This window comes from Pantoea sp. BJFS-204, assembly GCF_049310725.1.
GTDB lineage: Bacteria > Pseudomonadota > Gammaproteobacteria > Enterobacterales > Enterobacteriaceae > Pantoea > Pantoea agglomerans.
The window spans coordinates 71,193-88,382 of record NZ_JBMOWE010000003.1 but is presented as its reverse complement, the minus strand read 5'-3'; the positions used below and the strand labels follow the sequence as shown (position 1 = coordinate 88,382).

Below are 17,190 nucleotides of genomic sequence, written 5' to 3'. Positions count from 1 at the left end.
TTTATTTGATAATTTCGTAGCAGGGAATGTAGGCGGTGCCTGGCAGTTTCATGCGTTGCTGTGCAACGAATCCCTGAAGCAGCTCATCCATGCGGTGCATGATGTCGGGGTCGCCATGGAGTTTGTAGCGTCCCTTCTCACGGATTTCGCGGATGCCCATCTCTTTAACGTTACCGGCTACGATACCTGAGAAGGCGCGGCGCAGGTCAGCAGCCAGCTTTTCGGGTGGCTGATTGGTGTAGAGATTGAGATTCGCCATATTTTCATGGGTTGGCAGGAACGGCACCTGCAGATCGGGTTCAATGCGAATCGACCAGTTAAAGCTGTAAGCATCGCCGGTTTCGCGACGATTCTCTTTTACCTGTGGCATCGCTTTCTTCATCAGACGCGCCACTTCGGCTGCATCGTTGATGATGATCTGATAATGCTTACGCGCCTGTTCGCCCAGCGTGTTAACGATGAAATCATCCAGTACGCGGAAGTAGTCGGCGCTCTCTTCCGGCCCGGTCAGGATCAGCGGTAATACCTGATCGCTGTTCTGCGGATTCATCAGGATGCCCAGCAGATAGAGCAACTCTTCTGCGGTCCCTACGCCGCCCGGGAAAATGATGATGCCATGGGCAATGCGCACAAAAGCTTCCAGACGTTTTTCGATGTCCGGCATGATGATCAACTCATTCACCAGCGGATTCGGCGGTTCTGCCGCAATGATGGAGGGTTCGGTCAGGCCGATAAAGCGGCTGTCACGATAGCGCTGCTGAGCATGGCCTACGGCGGCCCCTTTCATTGGCGCTTCCATCACGCCCGGCCCGCAGCCGGTACAGATGTTCAGTTCACGCAGTCCAAGCTGAGTTCCGACATTGCGGCAATACTGGTACTCAACGGCGTTGATCGAGTGACCGCCCCAGCAGACCACGGTGTTGGGATACTCGCCGATATGCAGCGCCCGCGCGTTACGCAGAATGGAAAACACGGTGTTGGTGATAGTGGCGGAGTCATTTTCTTCAGCCGCAGTGAACCGACCCGGCATGTTGAGCTGACCGCTGACAAACAGGATGTCACGCAGCACCGCAAACAGGTTAGCCTGCAGTGAACGGATGATGCGGCCATCCACAAACGCCTCCTCCGGTGGATTGATCAGCTCCAGTTTGACGCCGCGCTCACGGCGCAACACATTGATGTCGAAATTTTCAAAGCGGGAGAGCAGCTCCTGGCTGCTGTCAGTCTGGCTGCCGGAGTTAAGCACGGCAAGAGAGCAGTTGCGAAACAGCTGGTAGAGGTCGCTGCTGGCTGTGCGCTTGAGCATATCGACTTCCAGCTGTGAAAGCAGATCCATTGAGCCAAGAGGGCTGATATGGGTAATCAAATGAACTCCTTTACACCCGCCTGGGTGCGTGTTGGCACTGCAACGGCAGTGACGAAAATCCCTGGTCGGCCACCCGCAGGTAGCCGCCATCACCAGAGTAGCCTTGTCGGCCCGCACAGCTCAAGCGGAACTGCGCTTAGTGCATGCAGCCTGCGAGAAGTCTCGCAAACTACTGACGGACCAGCCGCGAAAAACCGGGCGAGAAGGGCACATTAGTGCGCCATGGATTGATATCCAGTCCGCCACGACGGGTGTAGCGTGCATACACCGTCAGCGCTTCCGGATGGCAGAAACGCATCAGATCATTAAAAATGCGTTCGACACACTGCTCGTGAAATTCGTTGTGCTGGCGGAATGAGACCAGATAGCGCAGCAGCGCTTCACGGTCGATACGCCGGCCTTTATAACGAATCATCACGGAGCCCCAGTCGGGCTGATTGGTAATCAGACAGTTTGACTTGAGCAGGTGGCTGACCAGCGTCTCTTCTACGATTTCGCTGCCCGCAGCATCGGCCAGATAGTCAGCATTGAAGCGGTAATCCTCTATGGCGATATCCTGCTCATCAATACAAACCCCCTCAAAATGGCCGATGGGCTGACCTTCCACTTCATTGAGACGGAACAGCGCGACCCGCGCTTCACCTTCAGCACAGGCACTCAGGTCCCGCTCCAGCGTCTGACGAACCTCGCCCCAGTCGGCAAAGCGGGTCTGGTTGAAACTGTTAAGGTAGAGCTTGAAGCTTTTTGACTCGATAAGGTTGCGGCTCTGCGCATCGAGCACCACTTCGCCAACGGCAACCTGTGGCAGACCTTTGCTGTTGAGCCACGAGAGTTCATACAGGGTCCAGATATCACTGCCGGTAAAGGGCAGGCTGTCGGGAAACAGGCCAAGGGGTTCACGATTCAGGCTGCGCGGTACCGCCTGCAGTAAGCTGTTGTCATAATGATCGTGATAGGCTGTGGGTTTGCCCAGCGTCAGGTTGCTGAGTGCCTGATCCTGTTCGTGAGTAGTCATTGCGGTTACCACCAAAATTAATCAAAGTGGCTAAGTGTAACCCATCAGAAGTGAGAATATGAATGATGCAGCAAACTGCCGCCGCGTTGCGCGACTTTACCACCCGATACTGCCAGCACTGGCTTCAGCAGGCCGGGCATGCGCCGGCCAGCAGCGATCTCTTTGGCGTACCTTCGCCCTGTGCCCTGGAGGATCGCGATCAGCGGGTCGTCTGGCAGCCGCAGCCTTTTACTCTGCCACAGACGCTGGATGCGGTTGAGCGGGCGATCGACATCCAGCTCCAGCCGCAGATCACGGCTTTCTATACCACGCAGTTTGCCGGCGATATGCAGGCCAGTTTTGGTGAGAATCAGCTGACACTCTTACAGGTCTGGAGTGAGGATGATTTCCTGCGTTTACAGGAGAATCTGATCGGGCATCTGGTGATGCAGCGCCGCCTTAAGCAGTCGCCTACGCTGTTTATCGCCACCACCGAGTCAGAACAGGAGATCATCTCGCTTTCTAATCTCAGCGGGGAAATGATTCTGGAGCAGCCCGGCGGTAAACAGCGTGTGAAATTAGCGGAAACGCTTGAGATATTTCTTAAGTCATTACAACCGGTTATCATCTGAGTTGCAGTGATTTGCCTCTGACCTTGTGAGACATCTCTTACATGTGCTGTGAGAGATCGCTATATAACAGGTGAGACTTCCGGAAGGCTGAGATGTAAAAATATTGTGAATCATCAACTTAATGGCGTTTATCTGAATTTACGCCGCACATTTCGTAAAGTTCTGCTGTGAGTACCTTGTGCGCGTAACGAGTTCTGTCAAAATGTTTCGCACTGCAGGAGGCTCAGGAAAAAGATATCGTCAGGATGATGATAAGCCATGAGGCAGGAACGTAACGGAGCTTACGGCACACGGAAGGTTTCAGGACGAAACAGGATCGCTCAGGATTGAGCAAGGGACACCTCCAGGATGGAGAATGAGAACCCCCTCAGAAGAGGTGGTGGGCCAGGATGCTAAGGATACATCAGGACGATGCGCGACAGGAGTTCGCACTGGACAAGTTGTCATGGAAGAGCAGGGAGCATTAACGTGGCGGGATGGCTGCAAACGAACCGGGAGCACTGTTTATACAGTGCTCCCTTTTTTTGTGCCTGTGCCAACAAGTGATATGCTTGCCGCCCATTTTTGACTGCTCGCGGAGGTGGCGCATGACGCCTGAACAATTGATTACGCAACGGCTGGAACAACTGGAAGCGGTGATGCGTGAGCATCATCTCTGGCAGAGTACCCCGCCGGCCGAGGGGGCGCTCGAGAGCCGCGAACCCTTTTGCCTGGATACGCTGGAGCCGCTGCAGTGGCTCCAGTGGGTGTTAGTCCCGCGGATGCATGCCCTGATTGCGGCCCGACATCCGTTACCACAAAATTTTGCCGTGGCCCCCTATTATGAGGTGGCTCTGGTGCCTGACCAGCCGGGTATTGCACCGCTGTTGCTGACCCTGCGTCAACTTGATGCGTTAATCACGGATGCTGCCCACTGATGCTGGAGATACTCTATCAGGATGAGTGGCTGGTTGCCGTCAACAAGCCCAGCGGCTGGCTGGTTCATCGCAGCTGGCTGGATCGCCATGAAACGGTGTTTGTGATGCAGACCGTTCGTGATCAGATTGGACAGCATGTGTTTACGGCGCATCGTCTCGACAAGCCCACGTCAGGGGTACTGCTGATGGGGCTCTCCAGTGAAGTCGGACGTCTGCTTTCCCTGCAGTTTGAACAGCACCAGATGCAGAAAACCTACCACGCTGTGGTTCGCGGCTGGCTGGAGAGCAGCGGGACGCTCGATTATCCGCTGGTGGAAGAGCTGGATAAGATTGCCGATAAACACGCCACGGAAGCGCGCACCGCACAGCCCGCGGTCACCGATTATCAGTCACTGGCAACGGTCGAGATGCCGGTCGGCATTGGCCGTTATCCCACTTCGCGTTATAGCCTGGTTGAACTGGCTCCTAAAACCGGTCGCAAGCATCAGCTGCGTCGTCATATGTCACACCTGCGTCATCCGATTATTGGCGATTCGGCGCACGGCGATCTGCGTCAGAACCGGGGTGCTGCCGAACATTTTGGCGCTAACCGCCTGATGCTGCACGCCAGCAGCCTGGCATTAACTCATCCGGTAACCGGTGAACCGTTGCTGCTTCGCGCCGGACTGGATGGCGTCTGGCAGAATCTGATGAACCAGTTTGGCTGGCAGGATCGCATTCCTGAGGTGCCGCGGGTTGAGTTTGACGCAGCGCCAGGACAGGATAACGTTTCAGAATAAGGGAGAAAGCAGATGGCAAAGATTGGCATTTTTGTAGGTACGGTATATGGCAATGCGCTACTGGTCGCGGAAGAAGCAGAGCCCATTCTGCAGCAGCAGGGGCACAGCGTAACGGTGTTTGACGATCCGACGCTGGCTGACTGGCAAAACTATGCCAGCGACGTGGCGTTAATTGTCACTTCTACTACCGGGCATGGCGATTTTCCCGACACGATTTCAGGTCTGTTCCATGCGATTAAAGATCAGCTCGGTCATCAGCCCGCGCTGCGCTATGGCGTGATTGCGCTGGGTGACAGCAGCTATGACCATTTCTGTGGCGCGGGTAAAACCTTTGACGCGCTGCTGCAGGAGCAGGGCGCTCAGCGGGTTGGTGAGGTGTTACTGGTTGATGCCACTGAAAATCCGGAACCGGAGGCGGTAACCTCGCCGTGGGTTGAAGCCTGGGGCACGCAGCTCTGATTGCAAGGCCAGGCTTATCTCTGCCTTACAGAGATAAGCCTGTAGTGTGCGCACGGCGATGTCCGTTGAGTGCACTGTCAGGTGACAGGCGCCGGGTTAAACACCGCCAGCTGATTACGAATGCCCCAGCGATCGGACCAGGTCTGCTTTCTGCCACTGGCGATATCCAGAATCAATTCAAACAGTCGCCAGCCCACCTGCTCAATACTCTCTTCACCGGTAGCAATCGTCCCGGCATTGATGTCCATCAGATCGTGCCAGCGCTCTGCCAGCGCATTACGCGTCGCCATCTTGATCACCGGAATCGCGGCCAGACCGTAAGGCGTACCGCGACCAGTAGTAAACACCTGCAGGGTGATACCGGATGCCAGCTGCTGTGTACCGCAGACAAAATCGCTGGCGGGCGTCGCTGCGTAGATCAATCCGCGTCGCGTGGGCCGCTGGCCGGGCGAGAGCACTTCAACAATGGCGCTGCGTCCCGATTTTGCGATCGAGCCAAGCGCTTTTTCCACCACGTTCGCCAGCCCGCCTTTCTTATTGCCCGGCGACGGGTTAGCGCTGCGATCGGTCTGGCCCTGGTCGAGGTAATTATCATACCAGGCCATCTCCTCCAGTAAGCGCTTACCGACTTCCTGATTAATCACCCGCGGCGTCAGCAGGTGAATCGCATCACGCACTTCAGTGACTTCGGAGAACATCACGGTGGCACCGCAACGCACCAGCAGATCAGAGGCAAAGCCCACTGCAGGATTTGCCGTCACGCCCGAAAACGCATCGCTGCCACCACACTGCATGCCGACAATCAGTTCTGCTGCAGAGCAGGTTTCGCGCTGGCGCTGATTCAGCCGCTGGAGATGACGCTCCGCCACCTGCAGAATCTCATTGACCATCGCGCCAAAGCCCACCAGCTTTTCATCCTGCAGACGCACGATGTCATGGTCGTCCAGCGAAATCGCCTGCACGTCGGGGGTGCCAGTCAGCAGACGCTCTGGCTGTAACTTTTCACAGCCGAGGCTGACGATCATCACTTCGCCGCCGAAATTTGCATTCAGCGCCAGGTTATGAATGGTGCGAATCGGCACGACCGCCGCCGGTGCGTTGATCGCCACCCCACAGCCATAAAGGTGGTTCAGGGCAACCACACCATCCACGTTCGGATAGCGCGGCAGTAAATCCCGTTCAATGATCTGTACGACATGATCCACCACACCGGCCACGCAGTGGACGCTGGTGGTGATGCCGAGCAGGTTACGCGTGCCTACGCTGCCATCCGCATTGCGGTAACCTTCAAAGGTATAGCCCTCCAGCGGCGGCAAATCAGGCGGAACCTGAGTGGCTAACGGCAGACTCTCCAGCGGAGGGGCTTCCGGCAGCGCAACCAGTGATTCATCAATCCAGCTGCCCTGGGCAATATCCCGCAATGCATAGCCAATGACTTCGCCATAACGCACGATCTCTGCACCCTGATTAATCGCGCTCAGCGCCACTTTGTGGCCCTGCGGCACATGCTCTGTGAGGGTCAGGCCATCCGCAAACTGCGTACCGGCTGGCAGACCCAGGCTGTTAACCACAATCGCCACATTGTCGTGCTCATGGACTTTGATATAGAGCGGTTGTTCATCTGTTTTTGGGTTCATCGCTCACCTTCCCGTCTGTCGTACCGTACTTGTGCGGCACGCTGTAATGATCTGACCTGTCACGCCCTTGTTTGCCAGCTTCAGTATAGGGAGGCGGGGCGGGTCGCGCATTGTGCAAATGACCACCATTAAGGCAATTCGTCTCGCTGTTTTGGGTCGATTATCCAAAAGCAAGTGAAGACCCTCACAAACAGCGTGGGAAAGCGTTATCCGGGGCGGATTTTGCACGGGTATTTGCCACTTTCGTGAGCTATACCGCAGGCTTTTGTGCATTCGCCAGACAATCACTTCTATAAGGCGATTATTCCAGGGCGATGCGCCAATGTGATCGCCTCAGGCTGTTCTTATACTGAGTTCCGTTAGCCAAAGTCAGGTTATCTGTCACGACGTATTATTCATCCGAAAGAGGTTGCCTGGAGTTATTACCGGCCGCGGCTGCCAGACGCCGGATGGATAAATAAAGTTTGCCAAAACAAAAAGATCGCCGTGTTTAACCCAACTTCTCTCTGATACCCAACGCGATGTGTATGCAGTCAGAGCGAATGTAGCTCACGCTATATTTCAGGAGTGCATCATGAATAGTTTCAGCCAGACCGCGGAAACGGTGCAGAAACGCACCAATGCCCGTTACTGGATTGTGGTGATGTTATTTATCGTCACCTCATTCAACTACGGTGACCGCGCAACGATTTCGATTGCCGGTTCGGCCATGTCAAAAGATATTGGCCTCGATTCGGTCGGACTCGGCTATATCTTCTCAGCCTTCTCATGGGCGTATGTTATTGGTCAGATTCCGGGCGGCTGGCTGCTTGACCGCTTCGGCTCAAAACGCGTCTATTTCTGGAGCATCTTTACCTGGTCGCTCTTTACCTTTTTGCAAGGGTTCGTCGATCTGTTCAGCGGCTTCGGCATCATCATGTCGCTGTTTATTCTGCGCTTCCTGGTGGGACTGGCCGAAGCGCCCTCTTTCCCTGGCAACAGCCGCATCGTCGCGGCCTGGTTTCCGGCGCAGGAGCGCGGCACGGCCGTGGCGATCTTCAACTCGGCCCAATACTTCGCCACCGTTATCTTCGCGCCCATCATGGGCTGGCTGGTCTCTTCCGTGGGCTGGGCGCACGTGTTCTGGTTTATGGGCGGCCTGGGCATCATCCTCAGTTTCATCTGGCTGAAAGTGATCCACGATCCCACCGATCACCCTGGCGTGAATAAAGCCGAACTGGAGTACATGGAGCAGGGCGGTGCGCTGATCAACATGGATGTCAAAAAGGATAGCCGCAAAGTGAGCTGGAGCGAGAAGTGGTTCCAGATCAAACAGCTGCTGACGTCACGCATGATGCTGGGTATCTACCTCGGTCAGTACTGCGTTAACGCCTTAACCTACTTTTTTATCACCTGGTTCCCGGTCTATCTGGTACAGGCGCGCGGCATGTCGATTCTCAAAGCGGGCTTTATTGCCTCGATTCCGGCGGTGTGCGGCTTCCTCGGCGGCGTACTGGGCGGGGTGATCTCCGACTGGCTGATGCGTAAAACCGGCTCGCTGAATATCGCGCGTAAAACGCCGATCGTGCTCGGCATGCTGCTCTCTATTTCGATGGTGATGTGTAACTACACCGATACCGAATGGGTGGTGGTGTTCTTCATGGCACTGGCGTTCTTTGGTAAAGGCATCGGTGCGCTGGGATGGGCGGTGATGGCAGATACTGCGCCGAAAGAGATCAGTGGCCTGAGCGGCGGTCTGTTCAACATGTTCGGTAACTTCTCTGGCATCGTGACGCCTATCGCCATCGGTTACATCATCGCCACCAGCGGCTCCTTTGAAGGCGCGCTGATCTATGTCGGTATTCACGCCTTTGTCGCCGCATTCAGCTTCCTGGTGATCGCGGGCGATATCAAACGTGTCGAACTGAAAACCTGGCCCGGTAAGGATGCATTATGAATACGCAAAGTTCGCCGGTGATTACTGAGATGCAGGTCATCCCGGTCGCCGGCTATGACAGCATGCTGCTCAATATTGGTGGTGCGCACAACGCCTGTTTTACCCGCAATATTGTGGTTCTCACCGACAGCGCCGGTCACACCGGCGTCGGTGAAGCCCCCGGCGGCGACACCATCTATCAGACGCTGGTAGAGGCGATTCCGCAGGTGCAAGGCCAGCAGATTGCGCGAATGAACCGTCTGGTACAACAGGTGCACAAAGGCAATCAGTCGGCTGACTTCACCACCTTCGGCAACGGTGCCTGGACTTTTGAGTTGCGGGTCAACGCGGTAGCGGCGCTGGAAGCGGCGCTGCTCGATCTGCTGGGACAGTGTCTGGGCGTACCGGTGGCTGAACTGCTGGGGCCAGGTAAACAGCGTGATGAAGTGACGGTGCTGGGCTATCTGTTCTATCTCGGCGACCGCCGCAAGACCGATCTGCCCTATCTGAGTGGTGAGCAGGCCAGCCACGACTGGTATCACCTGCGTCATCAGGAAGCGCTGACCAGCGATGCCGTGGTTCGGCTGGCTGAGGCGGCTGCGGATAAATATGGCTTCAAAGATTTTAAGCTCAAAGGCGGCGTGTTGCCGGGCGAGCAGGAGATTGCCACCGCGGCGGCGCTGAAGCAGCGCTTTCCCGACGCCCGCATTACGGTCGACCCGAACGGCGCCTGGCTGCTGGACGAGGCGATAGCGCTGTGTAAAGGGATGCAGGATGTGCTGAGCTACGCCGAAGATCCGTGCGGCGCGGAGCAGGGCTATTCGGGACGTGAAGTGATGGCCGAGTTCCGGCGCGCAACCGGCTTACCGGTGGCCACCAATATGATCGCCACCAACTGGCGCGAGATGAATCACGCGGTGATGCTCAATGCGGTCGATATTCCGCTGGCGGATCCTCACTTCTGGACGCTGAGCGGTGCCGTGCGGGTCGCGCAGCTCTGCGATGAGTGGGGCCTCACCTGGGGCTGCCACTCCAATAACCACTTCGATATTTCGCTGGCGATGTTTACCCATGTGGGTGCGGCGGCGCCAGGTAATCCTACCGCGATTGATACCCACTGGATCTGGCAGGAGGGCGATCAGCGCCTGACGAAAAATCCGCTGCAAATCCGCAACGGGAAAATTGCCGTACCGGATGCGCCGGGTCTGGGCATTGAGCTCGACTGGGAGCAGGTAAACAAAGCCAATCAGCTTTATCAGTCACTGCCCGCCGGCGCGCGTAACGACGCCACGGCGATGCAATATCTGGTCCCCGGCTGGACATTTGATCGCAAACGCCCGGCATTTGGCCGTGCAACAGCATAAGGAGCAGGAGATGAGTTCAACACCGAAAGTCACCGCCATGCAGGTTATTCCGGTCGCAGGCTACGACAGCATGCTGCTGAACCTCAGCGGCGCTCACTCGCCATTCTTTACCCGCAACATTGTGATTATCAAAGATAACGCCGGACACACCGGCGTCGGCGAAATCCCGGGCGGCGAAAAAATCCGCCAGACGCTGGAAGACGCAGCGTCGCTGGTGATTGGCAAAACCGTGGGCGAATACAAAAACATTCTCAGCCTGGTGCGCAGCACCTTCGCCGACCGCGATGCCAGCGGGCGCGGCACCCAGACCTTCGATTTGCGCACCACTATTCATGTGGTGACCGGCATTGAAGCGGCGCTGCTCGACCTGCTGGGTCAGCATCTGGAGGTTAATGTGGCCTCGCTGCTGGGCGACGGACAGCAGCGCGACCGCGTTGAGATGCTCGGCTATCTGTTCTACATCGGCGACCGCCGCAAAACGTCCCTCTCTTACCAGAGCCAGGAGAGCGATCCCTGCGACTGGTATCGCCTGCGCCACGAAGAAGCGCTAACCCCGGAGACGGTGGTGCGGCTGGCGGAAGCGGCGTATGAGAAATATGGCTTCAACGATTTCAAACTCAAAGGCGGCGTACTGCGCGGCGGCGAAGAGGCCGAAGCGGTTACTGCGCTGGCTAAACGTTTTCCTGAAGCCCGTATCACCCTTGATCCCAACGGGGCCTGGTCGCTCAACGAGGCGATCATGCTCGGCAAACAGCTCAAAGATGTGCTCGCCTACGCAGAAGATCCCTGTGGCGCAGAGCAGGGCTACTCCGGCCGTGAAGTGATGGCGGAGTTCCGTCGCGCCACCGGCATGCCAACCGCCACCAATATGATCGCCACCGACTGGCGTCAGATGGGCCATACCCTGTCGCTGCAGTCGGTGGACATTCCGCTGGCGGATCCGCACTTCTGGACCATGCAAGGTTCGGTGCGGGTAGCACAGATGTGTCACGACTTCGGCCTGACATGGGGCTCGCACTCCAATAACCACTTCGACATTTCGCTGGCGATGTTCACCCACGTCGCCGCTGCCGCGCCGGGCGCGATCACCGCCATTGATACCCACTGGATCTGGCAGGAGGGCAATCAGCGCCTGACCAAAGAGCCATTCCAGATCAAAGGCGGCATGGTGCAGGTACCGCAGAAGCCCGGTCTCGGCGTCGAGCTGGATATGGATCAGGTGATGCAGGCCAACGCGCTCTATCAGAAGCAGGGGCTGGGCGCGCGTGACGATGCCGAAGCGATGCAATTTTTAGTGCCGGGATGGACCTACGACAACAAACGTCCCTGCCTGGTACGTTAACCTTTTCGGCTCCCCACGGGGAGCCATCGTCACAGGAGTTTAACCATGAGTAATGCAGCCTGGCCAAATGGATTTCGTCGTCGTTTGTTAGCGGGTGAAACCCTGATCGGCAGCTGGTGTGCGCTTGCCAGCCCGATCTCAACCGAGATTTTAGGGCTGGCCGGTTTTGACTGGCTGGTCCTGGATGGCGAACACGCGCCCAACGATATCACCACGTTTGTGCCGCAGCTGATGGCGCTTAAAGGCAGCCACAGTGCGCCCGTGGTGCGTCCGCCCTGCAACGAGCCGGTGATCATTAAGCGTCTGCTGGATATCGGGTTTAACAACTTCCTGGTGCCATTTGTCGAGACCGAAGAGGAAGCAGTGCGTGCCGTCGCCTCAACGCGCTATCCGCCAGCCGGCATTCGCGGTGTCTCGGTTTCGCATCGCAGCAACATGTACGGCACCCTGCCGGATTACAACAGCACCATCAATGACAACATCACGGTGCTGGTGCAGATCGAAACCCAGCAGGCGGTCGACAACATTGACGCCATCGCGGCGGTGGACGGTGTCGACGGTATTTTTGTCGGGCCGGGCGATCTCTCTGCTGCGCTGGGCTATCTCGGTCAGCCCGCCCATCCTGAAGTGCTGAAAGTGATTAAACACATTTTTGAACGCGCCAAAGCCGCCGGTAAGCCGAGCGGCATTCTGGCACCGGTGGAAGCGGACGCGCGTCGTTATCTGGAGTGGGGGGCCACTTTTGTCGCCGTCGGCAGCGATGTCGGTATGTTCCGCAACGCCTCTCAGGCGTTATGCGACAAATTTAAGCGCTAATCAATCAAGGGGAAACGCAATGAAAATTGGATTTATCGGCCTGGGTATTATGGGCAAACCAATGAGTAAAAATCTGGTGAAAGCCGGTTATTCGCTGGTGGTGCGCGATCATAACGCTGACAACGAAGCGGAACTGACTGAACTGGGCGCGACCGTGGCGAAATCGCCAAAAGAGGTGGCTGAGCAGTGCGATGTGGTGATTACCATGGTGCCCAACTCGCCGCAGGTCATCGAAGTCTGTCTGGGTAAAAATGGCATTATCGAAGGGGCGAAGCCAGGCCTGGTGGTCATCGACATGAGCTCCATTGCGCCGCTGGCGAGCCGTGAAGTCCACGATGCGCTGGCAGAAAAAGGGATCAAAATGCTGGATGCGCCGGTCAGTGGCGGTGAACCTAAAGCGATTGAAGGCACGCTCTCTGTGATGGTCGGCGGTGATAAAGCGGTGTTCGATACCTGCTACGACATCATGAAATCGATGGCGGGATCGGTGGTGCATACCGGCGACATCGGTGCGGGTAACGTGACTAAGCTGGCCAACCAGGTGATTGTGGCGCTGAATATTGCGGCGATGTCCGAGGCGTTATCACTGGCGACCAAAGCGGGTGTGAATCCGGATCTGGTCTATCAGGCGATTCGTGGCGGCCTGGCCGGCAGTACGGTACTGGATGCCAAAGCGCCCATGGTGATGGATCGCAACTTCAAACCCGGCTTCCGCATTGACCTGCATATCAAAGATCTGGCGAACGCGCTGGATACCTCGCACAGCATCGGCGCGCATCTGCCGCTAACGGCGGCGGTGATGGAGATGATGCAGGCGCTGCGTAACGACGGACAGGGTAGCGCCGACCACAGCGCGCTGGCCTGCTATTATGAGAAGTTAGCGAAGGTTGAAATCGCCCGCTAAAACCCGGTGTCGGTCTCTGCGGAAACCGGACTGGTTCAGAGCCGTTTCAATTACTCAACTGCGCTCGGATTGCCTATGAAAATCGTAATCGCACCGGATTCATATAAAGAGAGTTTATCCGCCCTGGATGTGGCATCGGCGATTGAAGCGGGTTTCCGTGACATCTTTCCCGATGCGCATTACGTGAAAATACCGGTCGCCGACGGCGGTGAAGGAACGGTAGAAGCGATGGTGGCGGCGACGAAGGGAAAAATCGTCAGTCTGAAGGTGACGGGGCCGCTGGGAACAGAGGTCGACGCCTTCTATGGCCTGTCCGGCGATGAGTCCACCGCCTATATCGAAATGGCAGCGGCCAGTGGACTGGAGCGGGTGCCTGCATCGCAGCGTGACCCGCTGATAACGACCTCATTTGGCACCGGCGAGTTGATCAGACATGCGCTGGATAAGGGGGTCGGCCACATCATCATTGGTATCGGCGGCAGCGCCACCAATGATGGCGGAGCCGGCATGATGCAGGCGCTGGGCGCCCGGCTGCTGGACGACCAGGGCTGCGAGATCGGTCACGGTGGCGGTGCACTCGCCGATCTTGCCAGCATCGATATTGACGCGCTGGACGCCCGCATTCATCAGTGCCGCATTGAAGTGGCCTGTGACGTCACGAATCCGCTGACGGGCAAAGAGGGTGCATCGGCCATTTTCGGCCCGCAAAAAGGGGCGACACCGGCGCTGGTGCAGCAGCTCGATCAGGCGCTGGCCCATTACGCCGCGATTATTCACCGCGATCTCGATATTGATGTGCTGCATATTCCGGGCGGCGGCGCAGCGGGCGGTATGGGGGCGGCGCTGCACGCCTTCTGTCAGGCAGAGCTGCGGCGCGGCATTGAGATTGTTACTGAAGCGCTGGGGCTGGCGGAAGAGGTAAAAGATGCTGACCTGGTAATTACCGGTGAAGGGCGTATCGACAGCCAGAGTATTAATGGCAAGGTGCCGATCGGGGTCGCCAGCGTGGCAAAGCGCTTTAATAAGCCGGTGATTGGCATCGCCGGAAGTCTGACGGCCGATGTCGGCGTGGTGCATCAGCACGGGATCGATGCGGTATTCAGCGTGCTCTACAGCATCTGTACGCTGGATGAGGCTCTCGCCAGCGCCGGAAAGAATGTTGAGATGACGGCGCGTAATGTGGCAGCCACGTTAAAGCTGGCCGGGTTTAACTAACCACCAGCATTACCCGGCCACTCCACATCGGCCGGGTTTAATTCACCGCCAGCCTTATCCAATCCCTAACAGCTGGCGGGCTTCTCGGGCGACGTTCTCCATCTCATCCTGCAGCTCCAGCAGTTCCGGCTCCAGCGCAGCGATATCGCTGGCCTCCAGCAGCTCTCTTTCCAGCTGATGGCAGAGTTGCTTCATGCGCGGCACGCCGCTGTAGCTGGCACTGCCGTGCAACTTGTGAATAATCTCACGCAAGGCGTTGACCTCATTGGTCGACATAAACTGCGCCATCTTCGCATGCACTTCCGGTAAAAATTCCAGCAGCATCCGCAGCAGATCGCGCGCCAGATCGGCTTTGTTCGCCGCCTGTCGCAGCGCCAGTTGCCAGTCCAGCGTGGGTAATATTGGCAGCAGTTCCGGCACGGTGACCACCGGTGGTGGCGTATAGCGCGCCAGCAACTGTCTTAACTTGCTCTCATCAATCGGTTTGGCAAGATAGTCATTCATGCCCGCCTTGATCAATTGCTCACGCTCGCCATCAATTGCATGGGCGGTGACCGCCACAATCGGTGTACTGGCATGATGCGGCATGCTGCGGATAATTTCGCTGGCGCGAATGCCATCGATGTCCGGCATCTGAATATCCATCAGAATCACATCCAGCGACTGCTGACGTGCTTCGCGGATGGCGTGTTCGGCGCTGCTGCACAGCAGGATGTTCTGCACCTGCTCCTCCAGCAGCGCGCCAATCAGCTTGAGGTTGGCGGGATTATCATCCACCGCCATCACCGTCAGCGGCAGCCGGGGTGAAAGCGGCAGTTCACTGATCTGACGGGTATGCAGATCCAGTAACATCGGCAGGAGTCGCGTCAGGGAGATCGGTTTAGCGATGCAACCGTCAATGCCGCGTACCTTCAGTTCATCCGCCAGCAACATCATCGGGCTGGGGAGCGCCATCAGCACGTTGTCGGCCCGATCCAGCAGCGCATTAATCATGCGTTCATTGAGCAGCTCGGGCTGACTGATGTCGACCGGCATCGCCATCAGCAGCAGCGGATAGTGAGACGCTTTTAAACCCTCCAGCGTTTCGCTGTAATCGATCTGCAATGGTGTGGCGCTCAACATCTCCAGTGCTGCGCTGGCAACGTTAGCATCCGCTTCAACATAGGCAATGCGCGCATGTGACAGCGCATCCAGCACGCGTGGCATGCCGGGCGCATTGGGATTGAGATCCAGCTGCACGCGAATCACAAAGGTGGAGCCCTTGTCCGGCTGGCTGCTGAAGGTGATTTCGCCGCCCATCTCCCGCACCAGTTTCTGGGTGATCACCAGCCCCAGCCCGGTGCCGCCATGACGGCGCGAAATGCTGGCGTCAGCCTGACGGAACGCCTGGAACAGCTGTGTCTGTTGCTGCTCAGAGATGCCGATACCGCTATCTTCAACCTGAATCTCCAGCTCGACGCGCGACTGCGTAATCACCCGCTGTCCGACACGCAGGCCGATATACCCTTTCTCGGTAAACTTGATCGCGTTACCGATCAGGTTAATCAGAATCTGTTGCAGGCGCAGCGCATCGCCAATCACGTTGTCCGGCACGCTGCTGTCACACACCACCGTCAGCTCCAGCCCTTTGTCATGCGCCGACGGGGCCAGCAGCACCAGCGTTTCATCCAGTGTGGCACGCAGCGGGAAGGGGATCGCCTCCAGCATCAGTTTGCCCGCTTCCAGCTTCGAGAAATCGAGCACGTCATTGATAATACTAAGCAGGTTATTGGCTGAACGTTCAATGGTCTGCATATAGTCGCGCTGGGTGGTGCGCAGCTGGGTTTTCAGCATCTGCCGGGTAAAGCCCAGCACGCCATTAAGCGGCGTCCGCAGCTCATGCGACATATTGGCCAGAAACTCAGATTTGATACGCGCCGCTTCCTGGGCGCGTTTCTTCGCCAGATCCAGCTCAACGTTCTGAATCTCCAGCTGTTCCAGCGTCTCTCGCAGATCGTAGGTCGCCTGATCGATATTGTGCTGCATCTCTTCGTGATAGGCGGTCAGCGACATCGCCATCGCATTAATCCCGTTTTTCAGAATGCTGAGTTCACCCAGCATGTATCCCTCAACGCGGCTGTCGAGCTGGCCGCGACGGATGCGGTCAACGGTGGTGACCATATTGCGGATCGGGCCGGTGACATCACGCATCAGACGATAGGCAAATAGCATGGCCAGGCAGAGGCAGAAGAGCAGCATCAGCGTGGCAACAAACACCTCTTTGTACTGCTGCAGGCGCACCGACTGCAGATCCAGCTCTATCGCCACATAGCCCAGCGGATTGCCCGACGGCTTGGCATCTTCGTCCGGCAATTCATCCACATCGTAACGCTCGGTGGTGATCGGTGTGCGCAGAATCAATACGTTGCCGTGACGCTCCATGGAGACATCGTCGGGCAGGGCGCGGATATCATCCTGCTGCAGCAGGCTGAGGTTCTGCTTGTGATTGGAGGTGACGTAGAGTTGGTTGTGATTATCAAACACCGAGATCGCCCGGACGATGCCCGAATGGCGGCGGTGCAGCAGGCTGACCAGTTCACGCATGGCGTCACGGTTGTGCCAGGTCATGCTGTATTCGCTGGAGATCGCCAGCGGTTCAATGATATTGGCTCCGGCATCGATAACCTGGCGCTGCAGTTCATTGTAGCGGTGCACCACAAAAAATGAGCTGAGCAGCAGGCCAACCATCAGCGTGGGTGCCAGAATTAAAATCATCATTCGCGCCCGCAGGCTGTATTTGGTCATAATAGTCGCCTGGCTACTCCGGCATTAACGTCCCTGTGCATGCTATCGACAAAAACAATGCAGGTC

Annotated in this window: 14 protein-coding genes; 10 read left to right on the top strand and 4 right to left on the bottom strand. The window is 57.1% G+C overall.

The features are described 5' to 3' along the window. Position 1: 1 nt before the first annotated feature. Positions 2–1,366, bottom strand: coding sequence for a nucleotide 5'-monophosphate nucleosidase PpnN (gene ppnN / locus ACO6VX_RS11530; RefSeq protein ID WP_010672144.1), 1,365 nt, complete (start codon positions 1,364–1,366; stop codon positions 2–4). Between the two features lie 169 nt (positions 1,367–1,535). After that, the gene (gene queF, locus ACO6VX_RS11525; RefSeq protein ID WP_422431823.1) at positions 1,536–2,381 is read right to left on the bottom strand and encodes an NADPH-dependent 7-cyano-7-deazaguanine reductase QueF; all 846 of its coding nucleotides are present in this window, start codon (positions 2,379–2,381) and stop codon (positions 1,536–1,538) included. A gap of 62 nt (positions 2,382–2,443) precedes the next feature. Between queF and syd the strand changes: the two genes are divergently transcribed. The 4 genes from syd (at position 2,444) to ACO6VX_RS11505 (ending at position 5,147) form a co-directional block, all read left to right on the top strand. After that, entirely contained in the window at positions 2,444–2,992 is a 549-nt protein-coding gene (syd, locus tag ACO6VX_RS11520; protein WP_422431821.1) for a SecY-interacting protein, read from the top strand. A 587-nt stretch (positions 2,993–3,579) separates the two neighbouring features. Beyond that, positions 3,580–3,909 (top strand): YqcC family protein, encoded by a 330-nt coding sequence (locus ACO6VX_RS11515; RefSeq protein ID WP_022623807.1) that lies wholly within the window; start codon positions 3,580–3,582, stop codon positions 3,907–3,909. After that, positions 3,909–4,688 (top strand): tRNA pseudouridine(65) synthase TruC, encoded by a 780-nt coding sequence (truC, locus tag ACO6VX_RS11510; RefSeq protein ID WP_033772508.1) that lies wholly within the window; start codon positions 3,909–3,911, stop codon positions 4,686–4,688. Before ACO6VX_RS11515 ends, truC begins: the two co-directional genes overlap by 1 nt. Positions 4,689–4,700: 12 nt before the next feature. Next, complete coding sequence (locus ACO6VX_RS11505; protein WP_187511446.1) at positions 4,701–5,147, top strand: flavodoxin; 447 nt, start codon at positions 4,701–4,703, stop codon at positions 5,145–5,147. A gap of 77 nt (positions 5,148–5,224) precedes the next feature. Here the strand turns inward: ACO6VX_RS11505 and garD are convergent, their stop codons facing one another. After that, complete coding sequence (gene garD, locus ACO6VX_RS11500; RefSeq protein WP_010672140.1) at positions 5,225–6,784, bottom strand: galactarate dehydratase; 1,560 nt, start codon at positions 6,782–6,784, stop codon at positions 5,225–5,227. Between the two features lie 574 nt (positions 6,785–7,358). On the opposite strand from garD, the gene ACO6VX_RS11495 reads away from it, so the two are divergent. The 6 genes from ACO6VX_RS11495 to ACO6VX_RS11470 all read left to right on the top strand — a co-directional run bounded on the left by ACO6VX_RS11495 (position 7,359) and on the right by ACO6VX_RS11470 (position 14,340). Continuing rightward, positions 7,359–8,720, top strand: coding sequence for an MFS transporter (locus ACO6VX_RS11495; RefSeq protein ID WP_010248591.1), 1,362 nt, complete (start codon positions 7,359–7,361; stop codon positions 8,718–8,720). Beyond that, entirely contained in the window at positions 8,717–10,063 is a 1,347-nt protein-coding gene (locus tag ACO6VX_RS11490; protein WP_122457779.1) for an enolase C-terminal domain-like protein, read from the top strand. The genes ACO6VX_RS11495 and ACO6VX_RS11490 overlap by 4 nt, the downstream gene beginning before the upstream one ends. 10 nt (positions 10,064–10,073) lie before the next feature. Then, positions 10,074–11,405 carry a glucarate dehydratase gene (gudD, locus tag ACO6VX_RS11485; RefSeq protein WP_010248587.1) on the top strand — a complete coding sequence of 444 codons (1,332 nt, stop codon included), beginning with the start codon at positions 10,074–10,076 and terminating at the stop codon, positions 11,403–11,405. Positions 11,406–11,450: 45 nt separating this feature from the next. Beyond that, positions 11,451–12,221 (top strand): 2-dehydro-3-deoxyglucarate aldolase, encoded by a 771-nt coding sequence (gene garL / locus ACO6VX_RS11480; RefSeq protein WP_010248585.1) that lies wholly within the window; start codon positions 11,451–11,453, stop codon positions 12,219–12,221. 19 nt (positions 12,222–12,240) lie between these two features. Continuing rightward, the gene (gene garR, locus ACO6VX_RS11475; RefSeq protein WP_010248583.1) at positions 12,241–13,125 is read left to right on the top strand and encodes a 2-hydroxy-3-oxopropionate reductase; all 885 of its coding nucleotides are present in this window, start codon (positions 12,241–12,243) and stop codon (positions 13,123–13,125) included. Between the two features lie 75 nt (positions 13,126–13,200). After that, positions 13,201–14,340, top strand: coding sequence for a glycerate kinase (locus tag ACO6VX_RS11470; RefSeq protein ID WP_010248582.1), 1,140 nt, complete (start codon positions 13,201–13,203; stop codon positions 14,338–14,340). Positions 14,341–14,394: 54 nt separating this feature from the next. Here ACO6VX_RS11470 and barA read toward each other — a convergent pair whose 3' ends face one another. Further along, complete coding sequence (gene barA / locus ACO6VX_RS11465) at positions 14,395–17,124, bottom strand: two-component sensor histidine kinase BarA (RefSeq protein ID WP_010248580.1); 2,730 nt, start codon at positions 17,122–17,124, stop codon at positions 14,395–14,397. Positions 17,125–17,190 lie beyond the last annotated feature (66 nt).

What these genes read in the sequence shown, in the direction of transcription:
- ACO6VX_RS11515 (WP_022623807.1), top strand. Translation starts at nt 3,580, where the DNA reads ATGACGCCTGAACAATTGATTACGCAACGGCTGGAACAACTGGAAGCG.
- syd (WP_422431821.1), top strand. Translation starts at nt 2,444, where the DNA reads ATGATGCAGCAAACTGCCGCCGCGTTGCGCGACTTTACCACCCGATAC.
- gudD (WP_010248587.1), top strand. Translation starts at nt 10,074, where the DNA reads ATGAGTTCAACACCGAAAGTCACCGCCATGCAGGTTATTCCGGTCGCA.
- truC (WP_033772508.1), top strand. Translation starts at nt 3,909, where the DNA reads ATGCTGGAGATACTCTATCAGGATGAGTGGCTGGTTGCCGTCAACAAG.
- ACO6VX_RS11490 (WP_122457779.1), top strand. Translation starts at nt 8,717, where the DNA reads ATGAATACGCAAAGTTCGCCGGTGATTACTGAGATGCAGGTCATCCCG.
- garD (WP_010672140.1), bottom strand. Translation starts at nt 6,784, where the DNA reads ATGAACCCAAAAACAGATGAACAACCGCTCTATATCAAAGTCCATGAG.
- garR (WP_010248583.1), top strand. Translation starts at nt 12,241, where the DNA reads ATGAAAATTGGATTTATCGGCCTGGGTATTATGGGCAAACCAATGAGT.
- ACO6VX_RS11495 (WP_010248591.1), top strand. Translation starts at nt 7,359, where the DNA reads ATGAATAGTTTCAGCCAGACCGCGGAAACGGTGCAGAAACGCACCAAT.
- barA (WP_010248580.1), bottom strand. Translation starts at nt 17,124, where the DNA reads ATGACCAAATACAGCCTGCGGGCGCGAATGATGATTTTAATTCTGGCA.
- garL (WP_010248585.1), top strand. Translation starts at nt 11,451, where the DNA reads ATGAGTAATGCAGCCTGGCCAAATGGATTTCGTCGTCGTTTGTTAGCG.
- ACO6VX_RS11505 (WP_187511446.1), top strand. Translation starts at nt 4,701, where the DNA reads ATGGCAAAGATTGGCATTTTTGTAGGTACGGTATATGGCAATGCGCTA.
- ACO6VX_RS11470 (WP_010248582.1), top strand. Translation starts at nt 13,201, where the DNA reads ATGAAAATCGTAATCGCACCGGATTCATATAAAGAGAGTTTATCCGCC.
- queF (WP_422431823.1), bottom strand. Translation starts at nt 2,381, where the DNA reads ATGACTACTCACGAACAGGATCAGGCACTCAGCAACCTGACGCTGGGC.